Source organism: Glaciihabitans sp. UYNi722, assembly GCF_040549465.1.
Classification (GTDB): Bacteria; Actinomycetota; Actinomycetes; order Actinomycetales; family Microbacteriaceae; genus Lacisediminihabitans.
In genome coordinates this window covers 182,525-197,058 of sequence record NZ_JBEPTL010000005.1, presented here as the reverse complement: position 1 = coordinate 197,058, position 14,534 = coordinate 182,525, and the positions used below count along the sequence as shown (strand labels likewise).

Sequence of the window (14,534 nt, the reverse complement as noted above, 5' to 3'; positions counted from 1 at the left end):
ACTGATCTTTCGTTTCACGGGCCCGGGATCCTCGCCAACGTTGCCGCGGAACTCAATGCGCGACCACGAAAACGCCACGGCTACCACACCCCCGCCGAAGTCCTCACCGAGCTACTCTTGAATCCGTCAAATCAAGCCGGTGTTGCGACCACCACCTGAATTCGCCCCGGAAAGGCTATCGAGTAGAGACCCAAGTGCACATCCGGGAGGTCGGAGATGTGGATGCGTTGGTCGATGGCTGGTTCATCGTCGAATGCGACAGTGGAGAACATCATGACGGCGTCGCCAACCAGACTCGCGACCGCCGTCGCGACGGCAACGCCGCCCGCAACAAATACGGATCAGCCCGGTTCAGCTATTCCCAGGTCATGTTCGAGCTGCCCTGGTGTTTGGACGTTGTTGCGAGCGGACTCGCCCGCGGACGGCCGGGGCGTGCCGCGTGAGAAGGCCTGTTAGTCCGGGCCGCCTGAACCGGGCTGCCAGGCCCGGATGAACCGTCCGCTCGACAGGACCCAGTGCACCGGTCATACGGGAGGTCCTGTTCATGGGACCGACTTCGGCATCCGTCCTGTTGACGGGCCCACTAGGGCAAACGTTCGCCGTTCGCCGTTCGCCAGAGACTACGCCCGAACGAGGCCGGCTGCGACGAGCTCCGCGATCTGCACAGCGTTGAGCGCGGCGCCCTTACGCAGGTTGTCGTTGCTGATGAAGAGCGCGAGTCCTCGGTTGTTCGGCACGCCCTCGTCCTGGCGGATGCGACCCACGTAGGACGGGTCCGTGCCCGCAGCTTTGAGGGGCGTTGGCACGTCCGTAAGAACGACTCCGGGGGCATCCGCGAGCAGTTCCCTCGCGCGCTCGACGCTCAGGGGGTTCGCGAACTCGGCATTGATCGAGAGAGAGTGCCCGGTGAAGACCGGCACGCGCACGCAGGTGCCGCTGACGAGCAGGTCCGGCAACTCGAGGATCTTGCGGCTCTCGTTGCGCAGCTTCTTCTCTTCATCCGTCTCGAACAGTCCGTCGTCGACGAGGTTGCCGGCGAAGGGGATGACGTCGAAAGCGATGGTCTCCGGAAAGGTGGAGTGCTCGGGGAAGGTGACGGCACTGCCGTCGTGCACGAGAGCGATGACGTCCTGGCCGACCGCGGCCCGCGCCTGGTCGAGCAGCTCCTTGCCGCCGGCAAGACCCGCGCCGGAGACGGCCTGGTAGGTGCTCACGATCAGTCGCTGCAGGCCGGCATCGGAATCTAGCACCTTCAGGATCGGCATGGCCGCCATAGTCGTGCAGTTCGGGTTCGCGATGATGCCCTTGCGAGCCTCGGCGATCGCGTGCGGGTTGACCTCGCTGACGACCAGCGGAACCTCCGGGTCCATGCGGAAGGCGGACGAGTTGTCGATCACGAGCACATCGGCTGCCGCGAACCGCGGTGCCTGGGCCCTCGACGTGCTGGCACCCGCGGAGAAGATCGCGATGTCGAGGCCTGTGGGATCGGCGGTCGCGGCATCCTCGACCACGACATCCGTGCCCCTCCAGGGCAGCGTGGTGCCGGCGGAACGTGCGGACGCGAAGTAGCGGATCTCGGCGACCGGGTAGTCGCGCTCCTCGAGCAGGCGACGCACGACAGCTCCGACCTGGCCGGTGGCGCCGACGACGCCGATTCTGACTGCAGCACTCATCGTCCGGTACCTCCGTGAACCTGGGCCTCTTCGTCGCCGTCCAGGCCGAAGGCACTGTGGACCACGCGAACTGCTTCGTCGATGGTGTCCGCGCGGGTGACCACGCTGATGCGGATCTCACTGGTGGAGATCATCTCGATGTTGATACCCGCCTCGAACAGCGCGGTGAAGAGTTTGGCTGAGACCCCGGCGTTGGTGCGCATACCCGCGCCGACCAGGGCGAGCTTGCCGATCTGGTCGTCGTACTGAAGAGAGTCGAAGCCCGCCATCTCCTTGTTGTCTTCCAACGCCTTCAGAACCTTCGCGCCATCCGATTTGGGGAGGGTGAAAGAGATGTCGGTGAGACCGGTGGCGGCCGTAGAGACGTTCTGCACGATCATGTCGATATTGGCCTCGGTGGATGCCACGAGGGTGAAGATCTGCGCCGCCTTGCCCGGTACGTCTGGGACGCCGACGATCGTGATCTTGGCTTCGCTCAAATCAGCAGCGACACCGGAAATGATTGGCTCTTCCACGCTCTCTCCCTCTGTCGGATTGACCACCAGCGTGCCCTCATTGTTATTGAACGAGGAGCGTACATGAAGCGTAACGCCGTGGCGACGCGCATATTCCACGGCGCGAATATAGAGAACCTTGGCCCCGGCAGCAGCGAGCTCCAGCATCTCTTCGCTGGTGATGCGGTCTACCTTGCGGGCATTCGGCACGACCCGTGGATCGGCGGTGAACACGCCATCGACGTCGGTATAGATCTCGCAGACATCGGCGTTGAGAGCTGCGGCGAGTGCGACGGCTGTGGTGTCTGATCCGCCGCGGCCGAGAGTGGTGATGTCTCCTGTGCCGCGGTTGAAGCCCTGGAAGCCGGCGACGATGGCGATCGCTCCCGCGTCGAGTGCTGCACGCACCCTGGTCGGGGAGACATCGACGATGCGAGCGCTGCCGTGCTTGGCATCCGTGATCATGCCGGCCTGGCTGCCGGTGTAGGAGCGCGCCTCCTGGCCGAGGCTCTTGATTGCCATGGCGAGCAGCGACATCGAGATGCGCTCGCCAGCGGTGAGCAGCATGTCGAGTTCTCGGCCGGACGCCAGAGGTGTGACTTCGTTGGCGAGGTCGACGAGTTCGTCGGTGGTGTCGCCCATCGCTGAGACGACGACCACCACATCGTTGCCCGCTTTACGGGTTTCGACGATGCGCTTGGCGACGCGCTTGATACTCTCGGCGTCGGCCACCGAGGAGCCACCGTACTTCTGTACGATCAAGCTCATCGTGTTCTCCTGCGGCAGGTGGGATGGGCCGGGTTCGAGCCCAGTCGACAATTCTACTGGCCCACAACCCTGCGTTACGTCGGAGCCGAGGTGCTCGTCGAGCGTCAGTTCTCGACGAGTCGGCGCCCCTCGAAGGCGCGCCCGAGGGTGACTTCGTCTGCATACTCCAGATCGCCGCCGACCGGCAGGCCGGATGCGAGGCGGGTGACCCTCAGGTCGAGATGCATGAGCATGCGCGAAAGATAGGTGGCGGTGGCCTCCCCCTCGAGGTTGGGGTCGGTTGCGATGATGACCTCGATGACGGTTCCGTCGGCGAGACGCTGCATGAGCTGGCGGATGCGGAGATCATCCGGTCCGATGCCGTCAATCGGGCTGATGGCGCCACCGAGCACGTGGTAGAGGCCTTTAAACTCGCGGGTGCGCTCGATGGCTACGACATCCTTCGCCTCCTCCACCACGCAGATGGTGGCCGGCGAGCGCCGTGGATCGCGGCAGATGTTGCAGGTCTCCTGCTCGGTGACGTTGCCGCAGATGTCGCAGAAACGCACCTTGTCTTTCACGTCGCGCAGCAGCTCGGAGAGTCGTCCGACATCGAAGGATTCGGTCTGCAGGATGTGGAAGGCGATGCGCTGGGCCGACTTCGGGCCGATGCCGGGGAGGCGCCCGAGTTCGTCGATGAGTTCCTGCACGATTCCGTCGTACATGGCCTACTGCTCCTGCGGCGTCACGCGCGGTGTGACAACCTGCTCTTCGATGAAACTCGCACCGAGGATCTCGCGCACGACTGCCTCGCCGTAGCGCTGCTTGTCACCGGGGTTGCTCGGCCTCTGCACCATCGGCGGCTCTGCGACCGTCTCGTCGACCTTCTGCGCTTCTGGGACCTGTGCAGCCACCGGCGCGGGGGTTGGTGCCTTCGACGCCTCCTGCACTCGCTTGGTCTCGGGCACTCGCTTGGTCTCGGGCACTCGCTTGGTCTCGGGCACTCGCTTGGTCTCAGGCTCGGAGTCGGTGACGACGACGGTCTCCCAGGTGGTTCCTGAAGGAACGGGAGGCTCGACATCCGGTTCGGTCGGCTCCGGAGGCGCCTCCTGCACGACGGGACGACTCGCCTCAACCTTGGCGATCAGCAGTGGACGGAAGCCGAGCACGTCGAAGACGGCCTGCTTGAAGTAGTCGGCAACGCCCTCGCCGGGCGCCGCCTGCTGTTTGAGAGCATCGACATCGTTCTGGCTCGGGAACGACAGCACGAGCACAGAGCCCTCCCGCAACTCGAGCGGCTTGGCGGTGAAGACGACCATCCAGGCGCTGAGCTTGGCTTTCTCGACAGCCTCGAGGATCTCCGGCCAGGAGTCTTTCACCTGCTGGAGGCTCACCGGCTTGATCTCGACGGATGAGGGAGGCGCAGCGGCAGTCCGGGGTTCGACAGGCGCAGGAGACACCGACGCAGGAGACACCGACTCTACGCCAGGAGACACTGACCCGGATGCCTCCTCACCAGAAAGAGTTCCGATGTCGGCGGCCGGCGGTCCTGTTGGCGGGGCTGCGGGGGCGGTCGGAGCAGCCGCCGGTACGGCAGCAGCGGGTGCGGGCGCACGAGGCGCAGCGGGTGCCGCAACACCGGCACCCGGGGCCTCCACACCGACGCGCCGCTCGAGGCGTTCGACCCTGGCGAGGGCTCCGCGCTCGGATTCGTCGCTGGCCGGCACGAGCACGCGCGCGATCATGAGTTCGAGGTGCAGGCGAGGCGACGTGGCGCCCGTCATCTCGGTGAGGGCTGCGTTGGCGACATCCGCCGCCCGGCTGAGTTCTGCCGTGCCGAACTGCGCAGCCTGCGCGGCCATGCGGTCCAGTTCGTCTTGCTGGATACCGCGGAGTACGGCGGCTGCGCCATCCGTGGTGGCACTGACGATGATCAGGTCGCGCAGGCGTTCGAGCAGGTCTTCGACGAAGCGGCGTGGATCCTGGCCGGTCTGGATGACCCTGTCGATCGACGCGAACGCGGCGGCCGCATCCCTGGCCCCGATCGCGTCGATGACCTCGCTGAGCAGTGCGCCGTGCGTGTACCCGAGCAGCGCGACCGCCCGCTCGTACTGCACGGACGACCCCTCGGACCCGGCGATGAGCTGGTCGAGCAGGGAGAGCGTGTCGCGAACCGAGCCGCCACCGGCACGCACGACGAGTGGCAGAACGCCGGCCTCGACATTCACCTTCTCGCTGTCGCAGAGCTGCTGCACGTATTCGAGCATCTGGGCAGGAGGCACCAGACGGAACGGGTAGTGATGCGTACGCGAACGGATGGTGCCGATGACCTTCTCGGGCTCGGTCGTCGCGAAGATGAATTTGACGTGCTCCGGCGGCTCTTCCACGATCTTGAGCAGCGCGTTGAAGCCCTGAGGCGTGACCATGTGCGCCTCGTCGAGGATGAAGATCTTGTAGCGATCGCGGGCGGGCGCGAAGACGGCACGCTCACGCAGGTCGCGGGCGTCGTCGACACCGTTGTGACTCGCGGCATCGATCTCGACGACGTCCATCGACCCTCCGCCGTCGCGACTGAGCTCCACACACGAAGGGCAGACGCCGCAGGGAGTATCGGTCGGACCCTCGACGCAGTTGAGGCAACGGGCGAGGATGCGGGCCGACGTGGTCTTGCCACACCCGCGTGGGCCGGAGAAGAGATAGGCGTGATTGACCCGGTCGTTGCGCAGCGCCGTGCGCAACGGATCGGTCACCTGCGACTGCCCGATCAACTCGGCGAAATTCTCTGGCCGATAACGGCGATACAGGGCGGTGACCACGCGTCAAGACTACCCGGCACCACCGACCAGGCGTCCCTGTTCGCCAGCGGCACAGGGCGGCTGCACTCCGGCGACGTAGCCTTGACAGATGAGAATCGTCATCGCCGGAGGTCACGGCAAAATCGCCATGCTGCTGTCGCGACAACTGGCGAATGCCGGACACCAACCGGTGGGCCTCATCCGTAATTCCGACCAGTCATCCGATCTCGCCGCCGCCGGTGCTGAAGCCGTTGTGCTCGACCTCGAGAACAGTACAGTCGCGGATGTCGTGACCGTTCTGTCCGGGGCAGACGCCGCCGTCTTCGCGGCCGGCGCCGGTAATGGCAGCGGCAATGCCCGCAAGCTCAGCCTGGACCGTGACGGCGCCATTCTTCTCGCCGACGCCGCGGTGGCCGCCGGAGTGCGCCGATTCATCGTGGTGTCGAGCGCCGGCGCTGACGAAGGCGACCCCTCGGGAGATGCCTTCCAGGTCTACCTGTCCGCGAAGGGCGAGGCCGATGCCGCGGTCAAGCAACGCGACCTCGACTGGACGATCGTGCGTCCCGTCGGCCTCACCGACACTGCGGGCTCGGGCAGCGTGACGGTCGGTGAACGGATCGCTCGCGGCAGCATTCCCCGTGCGGATGTGGCCGCGATCATCGTCGCTCTACTCACCGACGGCAGCGGCATCCACCGCCAGTTCGAGGCGACCGGCGGCGGGCTTCCGATCGCCGAGGCGCTCGCGGCGCTGTAGCTGGCTGCATTCCCTAGCGATCGTCGAGGGTTCGAGTTCGCGGGTTCCGGTCCGCCTCGCCACGCGCATTGCAACGTTTCTCCGGAGCTTGCGTGCCGCGGGACCTGATGGCCCGGTCGCGACCTCACCAGAGCGGAATCCTCCGGAGAAGCGAAACAGAGGGCGCGGCTCCGATCAGTCGCGCGGTGGCGGGGATAGCCCCTCGCGGACCGAGTTGTGCTGGCGTCCGCGACACGATAACTCCGCCGCGAGGAGAACGCGCGCCGGCGAGCGCTCACCCACGTCTCAGCCGAGTCATGACCCAGTGCGACTAGAGCAGCGCCGCTGTCTGCCGCGCGATCTCCAGCTCTTCATTGGTGGGGATCACCAGTACCGCGACAGGCGCACCCTCGGGCGAGATGTGGCGGGCCTGCTTCGACACGAGCTCGTTGCGGTCGTTGTCGACGTGGATGCCGAGGAACTCGAGCCCCGCCAGGGTGCGACGCCGCAGCAGGGCGTTGTTCTCGCCGACTCCCGCGGTGAAGACGAGAGCGTCGAGACCGCCGAGATGGGCGATGTACGCACCGATATACCGGCGCACGCGATGGCGGTACACGGCGAGCGCGGCTTCTGCGAACTCGTCACCTCTGGATGCGGCATCCTGCACGTCGCGCATGTCGCCGTTGCCAGTGAGGCCGAGCAGGCCGCTGCGCCGGTTGAGCAGTTCGTCGAGTTCGTCGAAGCCGAGCCCGGCCTGGCGGTGCAGGTGGATGAGCGCGGCCGGGTCGATATCGCCGGAGCGGGTTCCCATCACCAGGCCCTCGAGCGGCGTCATCCCCATGCTGGTCTCGACGGAGATTCCGCCGTCGATCGCCGCGACCGATGCACCGTTGCCGAGGTGCAGCACGATGATCTTCAACGAGGCGAGCGGCCGACCGAGAAAGCGCGCGGCCTGTTCTGATACGTACTTATGTGAGGTGCCGTGAAAACCGTAGCGGCGCACATGATGCTTCGCCGCCAGCTCCGCGTCGATCGCGTAGGTGTAGGCCGCGGGCGGCAGCGTCTGGTGGAAGGCGGTGTCGAAGACGGCGACATGCGGCACGTCTGGCAGCGCCTGACGAGCCGCGCGGATGCCGAGCAGGTTCGCCGGGTTGTGGAGCGGTGCGAGCGCCGACAGTTCGTCGATCTGCGCTTCGACCCCGTCGGTGATCAGCGTTGCACTGTCGAAGAGCGATCCGCCGTGGACAACGCGATGACCGACGGCGGCGATCTGGTGTTCCGTGCCGAGGGTTTCGAGCACCCGGCGCATGCCCGCTTCGTGGTCAGGCACATCCGAGCCTGGTTCGCCGATCCGCTCGACCAGTCCGCTTAGCACCGACTCCTCGGTCTCCACATCGATCAACTGGTACTTGATGGAGGAGGAACCCGAGTTGACGACGAAGACCTGGGTCATGAGGGGCTTCCGATTGCGGCATCCAGAGCCTGCGCCTGGATGGCTGTGATGGCGACGGTGTTGACGATGTCCTGCACGAGTGCACCCCGCGACAGGTCGTTGATCGGTTTGCGAAGTCCCTGCAAGACCGGGCCGATCGCCACCGCACCCGCACTGCGCTGCACCGCTTTGTAGGTGTTGTTGCCGGTATTGAGGTCGGGGAAGATGAACACCGTGGCGCGACCGGCGACCTCGGAGTCCGGCATCTTCGACCTACCGACTGAGGCGTCGACGGCCGCGTCGTACTGAATGGGGCCGTCGACCTTGAGGTCTGGGCGCCGCGTGCGCACAATCTCGGTTGCGGAACGCACCTTGTCGACATCGGCTCCCGCGCCCGACTCCCCCGTCGAATACGACAGCATGGCGATGCGCTGTTCGATCCGAAACTGGTTAGCCGTGGTGGCGGAGGAAATCGCGATGTCGGCGAGCTGTTCGGCGTTCGGGTCGGGGTTCACCGCGCAGTCCCCGTAGACGAGCACCCTGTCTTCGAGACACATCAGGAAGACGCTCGAAACGATGGAGACGCCGGGATCCGTCTTGATGATCTCGAAACCGGGACGGATGGTGTGAGCCGTCGTGTGCGCGGCGCCCGACACCATGCCGTCGGCGAGACCGAGGTGCACCATCATCGTGCCGAAGTAGGAGACATCAGTGACCGTCTCGCGCGCCTCCTCCAACTGCACGCCCCTGTGCGAGCGCAGCCGGACATACTCCTCGGCGAAGCGTTCGCGCAGTTCAGGATCGAGCGGACTCAGGATGGTCGCTTCGGTGATGTCGAGCCCGAGCTCGGTAGCACGGGCGCGGATCTCCGTCTCCTCGCCGAGGATCGTGAGACGTGCCACCCCGCGACGCAGCAGGGTGCTCGCCGCGCGGAGGATGCGGTCGTCCCCTCCCTCCGGCAGCACGATGTGCTGTGGGTCGGCGCGAGCGCGGTCGAGGAGATCGTATTCGAACATCAGGGGCGTGACGACATCCGACCGACTCACGTCGAGGAGTCGCAGCAGCACATCCGCGTCGACGTGCTGCTCGAACAGGGCGAGAGCCGTGTCGTACTTGCGCTGCGAGTCGGCGGCGAGGCGCCCGCGAGTCTGCGTGATGCGTAGCGCCGTGTCATAGGTGCCGAGCTTGTTGCGGATGATGGGCAGCGAGTTGTCGAGACCGTCGATGAGCAGCGCGATCTGCGGCAGTATCTCGAAACCACCGTTGAGGATGATGCCGGAGAGCGAGGGGAAGGTCTCGGCTGCGTGCGCCATCAGCACGGCGAGCAGAACGTCGGACCGATCGCCAGGCACGACCACGACGCCGCCCTCGATCAGCCGGGTCAACACGTTCTCCATGGACATCGCCGCGACGACGACCCCCAGCGATTCACGTCCGAGCAGCGCCGGATCACCGCGGAACAGGGTGCCATCGACAGCTCCCATGAGGGAGGCGACGCTCGGTGCAATGAGGAACCGGTCTTCGGGAATGGCCCACACCGGAGCCCGGCCAGCGTCGATACCGAGCGCTGCGACGATGTCGTCGAGACGGTCGGGGTCGGCCCGGTTGGCGATGACGCCGAGCACCTGGGCATGTGCGCTCTCCAACTCCTGGCGGGCCAGGCCGAAAATCTGCCGCATGTCGTCAGGGCTCCGACTGCCGTGTTCGTCGGAGGACTGGCCGCCGAGCACCAGCAGCACGGGGGCTCCGAGGTTGGCGGCGATGCGGGCGTTGAAGCTCAACTCGGTCGGGCTGCCGACATCCGTGTAGTCCGACCCGAGGATGACCACGGCGTCGCACTGGCGCTCGACCGACTTATAGCGGGAGACGATCTCGCTGAGGGCGGCATCCGGATCCTGGTGCACATCCTCATAGCTGACCCCGACACACTCGTCGTAGTCGAGGTCGACACCATCGTGGGCGAGCAGCATCTCGAGCACATAGTCACGGCTCTCGCTCGAGCGGGCCACCGGCCGGAAGACCCCGACTCTCTCGGTCTCATGACTCAGGGTGTCGAGTACGCCGAGGGCGATGGTCGACTTTCCGGCGTGCCCCTCGACGGAGGTGATGTAGATGCTGCGAGCCACCTGGCCAGCCTAGGGTCCGCGGATGTGCGACGCCTAAGTTTCGTGCGGATGAGTAGACCCAGTCGATGCCAATCGTTTGTGGCGATTTCGCAGATGCCGACCGGGCTCAGGCGGAGAAGGCGAAAGCCCGCTCGGCCAAGCGGTTCGCCGCCGCCTGATTTTTCGCCGGGCTACGAGGCGGTGATACCGCGCGCCGTCGTCACCAGGTGATCGACGAAGCCATATTCGAGTGCTTCCTCGGCGGTGAACCAGCGGTCCCGGTCGGCATCCTCGGTGATCTGTTCCAGCGTCTTGCCGGTCTGCGCGCTGGTGAGTTGCGCCATCCGCCGCTTAAAGAACAGGATCTGCTTCGCCTGGGTCTGGATGTCTGCGGAGGTACCGCCGAACCCACCATGTGGCTGGTGCATCACGACGCTCGAATTCGGCAGGGCGTAACGCTTGCCCGGTGTTCCGGATGACAACAGGAACTGGCCCATGGACGCCGCGAACCCGAACGCGACGGTCGCGACATCCGCCTGCACGAATTTCATGGTGTCGTAGATCGCAAACCCCGAGGTCACCGATCCGCCCGGCGAATTGATGTAGAGGTAGATGTCTTTGTCAGGGGCCACCGAGTTGAGCAGCAGCAGTTTGGCGCAGACCTCGTTGGCTGAAGCATCCGTCACCTCCGTGCCGAGGAAGATGATGCGCTCGTCGAGTAGCCGTTGGAAGATGCGCGGGTCCTGGTCGGCGGGCATGGCGTCGCTCATGGGAAAGTCCTTTCGCGTGGATGTCGTTCCATGTTCTGCCGCTGCGGATGCTTCGTTCCGCTTGTCTGCCGAGAGCAGATCTGCCACCGGCAGAACCGATTCTGCGCGCACCGATTCTGCGCGCACCGATTCTGCTTTGGGCAGAAGAGGGTTGCGGGGGTGTCGTCTTGAGGAGAGATCGCCGTAGTCTGGCGGGAAGACGCAGCCAGCCATCAGAGTCGGGAGTCTCCACCATGCTTCTCCGCCACGCCATCGGACATGTGCTCCGTCGCCTGCGCCTCGAGCAGGGCAAGACCCTGCGACAGCTCGCGATCGCCTCCCGCGTCTCGCTCCCCTATCTGTCGGAGATCGAGCGTGGACGCAAGGAAGCGTCATCCGAGATCCTCGCCACCGTCTGTCGGGTCCTCGACATCACCCTCGGCGACCTGCTCGACGATGTGAGCCGCGAACTCGCACTCGGCGAGGTGGCTGTGCTCGAGATGACGTCACTGAGCGAGATCGGCGGCGGCGTGCTGAGCATCGACAACCGCGACGTCTATCTGATGGCGGCGTGAGGCTCCCACCCCGCAGACATGGCCATTGCGGCCGAGGCGGGTCGACGCGTCAGCCCGAAATGGCCGCAATGACCCGTGTTGAACTGTGCGACAGGCGCGGCTCCGGTTACCCGCGGCGGGTGGGCCCGAAAATGTGAGCGACCCCTCGCGCACCCGCCAGAGCCCGGTTACCCTTGCTACGTTTCCGTCCTGGGGGAGTTGGCCTGGATGGCGCCACGCGAGGAGCCGTGACGAGTTTACCGTGCCGACGCGGATGGCGGGAATCGTGTAGTGACCACGGCATCCACCCGGCCCGGCTTCATCCCGTATGATTCTTCATGGCCGTTCCCAGAACCGGGTCGGCCGGCCAGGAGAATTCGCCTAGTGGCCTATGGCGCACGCTTGGAAAGCGTGTTGGGTGCAAGCCCTCGGGGGTTCGAATCCCCCATTCTCCGCGCAACACGCAATGAAGCAGTAACCGGCAGGTTGGGTGCAAGCACTCCCCCATTGGGAAGTTCGAATCCCCCATTCTCCGTGCAACACGCAACACGCAATGAAGCAGTAACCGGAATCGGGCATGGCAACTCCCGTCTCCGTGCAGTACATGGATACATCGGTCGACGGGAATCGGACGAGAGTAGGGCGCTACTAGGAGCGCTTGAACCATCCATTCAGCCGTGTTCCCGCGCGGTGATCCTTGGGGGACCTGTGGCCGGTGTCGATGACGCGCACGCGTACGTCGTGCGCGTACGTCCGAAGCCGGCCCTCATCCGCAGCGGCCTTCTGACGCTGCTCATCGTGCCGCTGCCGATCTTCACCGCTCTTCTTTTTCTCGGCCTGCCGAACGGATCATGGCCGGTGGCCGTCTACGGTGAGATCTTCTGCGTGCTGCTCTGCGGTATCGGGTTCCTGCTTTTTCGCGCGACTTTTGTCGGTGTGACAGCGACCACCATCGTCGAGCGGAGCTTCTTCGGTGCGCGCACCATCTCCCTGACCGCGGATGTCGCGAGCATGGTGCTCGTGCACACCTACAGCACTTCCACCGCCGAGACCCTCCCCCAGCTCATCGTGCGCGATCGCGAGGGCGTGCGCCTGTTGCGCTTGCGCGGAATCTTCTGGACCGAGGAATCCATGCGCGCGGTCGCGACCTCGATCGAGGGAGAGCTCGAACTGCCCACAGAGGCCATCACCGCCGACGAGTTCTTCGAGCGGTACCCAGGCAGTGCGTACTGGTTCGAGAACCGTCCGGTGGTGGCGGCCATCGCGGGCGCGCTGGTGATCACGGCCGGCGTGGCGATCGTGCTCGGGTTGATGCTGCTGCTCGGCCTGCCGATCAACGGCACCTGAGCCTGGCGAGCCGCAACTCACGGTCACGAAAGTCGCCATATGGCCCCAACGAGGTGCCGAGGAGGGCCAGGTGGCGACTTTCGTGACCGCAGGGTTCCGGCGTCTTACCGCCGGCGCAACGTTCCGAAGATCCCCTTCACGACGACGCTCATCACGGATTTGCCAGCCGAGGAGCCGAGAAAGTCGGTGAGGGGGTTCTTCTCCGCGCGGGGTGCTGGCGCTTTGCGTGTGCTGGCCTTCGGAGCTTTCGGCTGCGATTTCTGCACCTCGCGCAGCATCCGCTCGTACTCCGCCTGCGTTGCTTTGGTTGCGGCATCCTGCTGTGCCGCGGTCGCTGTCGCCGCCGCAGTCTGAGCGGCAGCCTCCAGTTTGCGGCCGAGCATCTCCTTGGCCGAGTCGTTGTCGATGGCGGTGCCGTATGTAAGCAGCAGCGGGGATGCCGCGACCGCGGCGTCGATCTGCTCCGGCGCGGTCGGCGACATCAGTCCCTGTGGGGCGCGGAGCCGCGTCCAGGCGACCGGGGTCGGAGCGCCCTTCTCGTTCATCACCGTGACGACGGCCTCACCGGTCGCCAGCTGGGTGAGCACGCTGCCGAGGTCGTAGTCGGAGTTCGGATAGGTGGAGACTGTCGCCCTGAGCGCTTTGACATCATCCGGCGTGAACGCGCGCAACTGGTGCTGGATGCGCGAACCGAGCTGGGCGAGCACGTCACCCGGCACGTCTTTCGGTGTCTGCGTCACGAAGACGATTCCCACGCCCTTGGAGCGGATGAGGCGAACCGTCTGGGTGATCGAGTCGAGAAAGTCCTTCGACGCGTTCTTGAAGAGCAGGTGGGCCTCGTCGAAGAAGAACACCAGCTTCGGCTTGTCGAGGTCGCCGACCTCCGGCAGGTCGTTGAAGAGGTCGGCGAGCAGCCACATGAGGAAGGTGGAGTAGAGGGCCGGTTTGTCTTGCACGCCCGGCACCTCGAGCAGGCTGATGACGCCCCGGCCGTCGGCGGCGGTGCGTAGGAAGTCGGCGGTGTCGATCTCCGGCTCGCCGAAGAACACGTCGGCGCCCTGATCGGCGAAGGTCACCAGCTCGCGCAGGATCACGCCGACGGTGGCCGCCGAAAGACCGCCAAGATCCTTGAGCTGGTCTTTGCCCTCGTCGGTGGTGAGGTAGCTGAGCACCGCGCGAAGGTCCGAGAGGTCGACGAGCGGGAGCCCAGCCTTCGACGCGTAGTGGAAGACGAGGCCGAGCGATGACTCCTGCGTCGAGTTGAGGTCGAGCACCTTCGAGAGCAGCAGGGGTCCGAACCCGGAGACCGTCGCCCGCACGGGCACCCCTTTGCCGACCCCGCCGAGCGCGAAATACTCGGTGGGGAAGGATGCGGGGGTCCATGCTTGCCCGATTCCGCTCGTACGGTCGGTCAGTTTCGCGCTCTCGGTGCCGGGGGTCGCTACACCGGAGAGGTCGCCCTTGATGTCGGCGGCGAAGACGGGAACACCGGCCGCTGCGAGCTGCTCGGCGAGCACCTGCAGGGTGCGGGTCTTGCCGGTGCCGGTGGCTCCCGCGACGAGTCCGTGACGGTTGAGCATCGCGACGGGGATGCGCACCTGGACCTTCGGCTGTGCGTCACCGTTCACCAGCGCGCCGATTTCGAGCACCTCACCGGAGAAGTCGTAGCCGGCCCAGATGGTCTCCATGGCCGCCGCGCTGAGCGGACCTGCCGCGGTTCCTGGGCTTGCTGCAGTCCTTGAGCTTGCTGCAGTCCTTGAGCTTGCCGCAGGGGCGGCTTCCGCGGCCGCTTTCTCGGCGGCTTTCTCGGCGGCGAGGGCCGCCTCGGCATCCGCGAGGGCTTTTCTGGCAGCTTCGACCTGGGCAGCAGCATCCGACATGTCGTCAGCCTAGTTGCGGCGACAC

At 65.6% G+C, this 14,534-nt stretch carries 12 protein-coding genes, 1 tRNA gene, 1 other RNA gene and 1 pseudogene; 6 read left to right on the top strand and 9 right to left on the bottom strand.

Going from position 1 to position 14,534, the window contains the following annotated elements:
* Both ABIB56_RS05715 and ABIB56_RS05710 read left to right on the top strand, forming a co-directional pair.
* Window positions 1-159 (top strand): annotated as a pseudogene (locus ABIB56_RS05715) (IS30 family transposase); the annotation flags it as partial.
* A gap of 59 nt (window positions 160-218) precedes the next feature.
* Window positions 219-443, top strand: a complete 225-nt coding sequence (locus ABIB56_RS05710) for a putative endonuclease domain-containing protein (RefSeq protein WP_354568051.1) — start codon at window positions 219-221, stop codon at window positions 441-443.
* A 177-nt stretch (window positions 444-620) separates the two neighbouring features.
* Here the strand turns inward: ABIB56_RS05710 and ABIB56_RS05705 are convergent, their stop codons facing one another.
* The 4 genes from ABIB56_RS05705 to ABIB56_RS05690 form a co-directional block, all read right to left on the bottom strand.
* Window positions 621-1,673: an aspartate-semialdehyde dehydrogenase gene (locus ABIB56_RS05705; RefSeq protein ID WP_354568050.1), complete on the bottom strand. Its 1,053-nt coding sequence runs from the start codon at window positions 1,671-1,673 to the stop codon at window positions 621-623.
* Window positions 1,670-2,935 carry an aspartate kinase gene (locus ABIB56_RS05700; RefSeq protein WP_354568049.1) on the bottom strand — a complete coding sequence of 422 codons (1,266 nt, stop codon included), beginning with the start codon at window positions 2,933-2,935 and terminating at the stop codon, window positions 1,670-1,672. The genes ABIB56_RS05705 and ABIB56_RS05700 overlap by 4 nt, the downstream gene beginning before the upstream one ends.
* Before the next feature lie 104 nt (window positions 2,936-3,039).
* Window positions 3,040-3,639 carry a recombination mediator RecR gene (gene recR / locus ABIB56_RS05695; RefSeq protein WP_354568048.1) on the bottom strand — a complete coding sequence of 200 codons (600 nt, stop codon included), beginning with the start codon at window positions 3,637-3,639 and terminating at the stop codon, window positions 3,040-3,042.
* Window positions 3,640-3,642: 3 nt separating this feature from the next.
* Window positions 3,643-5,730, bottom strand: coding sequence for a DNA polymerase III subunit gamma and tau (locus ABIB56_RS05690; protein WP_354568046.1), 2,088 nt, complete (start codon window positions 5,728-5,730; stop codon window positions 3,643-3,645).
* Window positions 5,731-5,818: 88 nt separating this feature from the next.
* Between ABIB56_RS05690 and ABIB56_RS05685 the strand changes: the two genes are divergently transcribed.
* Window positions 5,819-6,463, top strand: a complete 645-nt coding sequence (locus ABIB56_RS05685; RefSeq protein ID WP_354568044.1) for an SDR family oxidoreductase — start codon at window positions 5,819-5,821, stop codon at window positions 6,461-6,463.
* 310 nt (window positions 6,464-6,773) lie between these two features.
* On the opposite strand, the gene ABIB56_RS05680 is transcribed toward ABIB56_RS05685, so the two are convergent.
* The 3 genes from ABIB56_RS05680 to ABIB56_RS05670 all read right to left on the bottom strand — a co-directional run bounded on the left by ABIB56_RS05680 (window position 6,774) and on the right by ABIB56_RS05670 (window position 10,737).
* Window positions 6,774-7,895, bottom strand: coding sequence for an acetate/propionate family kinase (locus ABIB56_RS05680; protein WP_354568043.1), 1,122 nt, complete (start codon window positions 7,893-7,895; stop codon window positions 6,774-6,776).
* Window positions 7,892-10,000, bottom strand: a complete 2,109-nt coding sequence (gene pta / locus ABIB56_RS05675) for a phosphate acetyltransferase (RefSeq protein WP_354568042.1) — start codon at window positions 9,998-10,000, stop codon at window positions 7,892-7,894. The genes ABIB56_RS05680 and pta overlap by 4 nt, the downstream gene beginning before the upstream one ends.
* Window positions 10,001-10,170: 170 nt before the next feature.
* Window positions 10,171-10,737, bottom strand: a complete 567-nt coding sequence (locus tag ABIB56_RS05670; protein ID WP_354568064.1) for an ATP-dependent Clp protease proteolytic subunit — start codon at window positions 10,735-10,737, stop codon at window positions 10,171-10,173.
* A 245-nt stretch (window positions 10,738-10,982) separates the two neighbouring features.
* On the opposite strand from ABIB56_RS05670, the gene ABIB56_RS05665 reads away from it, so the two are divergent.
* On the top strand, window positions 10,983-11,303 hold the full coding sequence (locus tag ABIB56_RS05665; RefSeq protein ID WP_354568040.1) for a helix-turn-helix domain-containing protein: 321 nt from the start codon (window positions 10,983-10,985) through the stop codon (window positions 11,301-11,303).
* A gap of 133 nt (window positions 11,304-11,436) precedes the next feature.
* On the opposite strand, the gene ffs is transcribed toward ABIB56_RS05665, so the two are convergent.
* Window positions 11,437-11,533, bottom strand: an RNA gene (ffs, locus tag ABIB56_RS05660) — signal recognition particle sRNA small type.
* Between the two features lie 119 nt (window positions 11,534-11,652).
* Here ffs and ABIB56_RS05655 point away from each other — a divergent pair.
* Together ABIB56_RS05655 and ABIB56_RS05650 are read left to right on the top strand one after the other, a co-directional pair.
* A tRNA-Ser gene (locus ABIB56_RS05655) sits at window positions 11,653-11,737 on the top strand.
* A 253-nt stretch (window positions 11,738-11,990) separates the two neighbouring features.
* Window positions 11,991-12,629, top strand: a complete 639-nt coding sequence (locus tag ABIB56_RS05650) for a hypothetical protein (RefSeq protein ID WP_354568039.1) — start codon at window positions 11,991-11,993, stop codon at window positions 12,627-12,629.
* Between the two features lie 104 nt (window positions 12,630-12,733).
* Here the strand turns inward: ABIB56_RS05650 and ABIB56_RS05645 are convergent, their stop codons facing one another.
* On the bottom strand, window positions 12,734-14,509 hold the full coding sequence (locus ABIB56_RS05645) for a helicase HerA-like domain-containing protein (RefSeq protein WP_354568038.1): 1,776 nt from the start codon (window positions 14,507-14,509) through the stop codon (window positions 12,734-12,736).
* Between the last annotated feature and the right edge of the window lie 25 nt (window positions 14,510-14,534).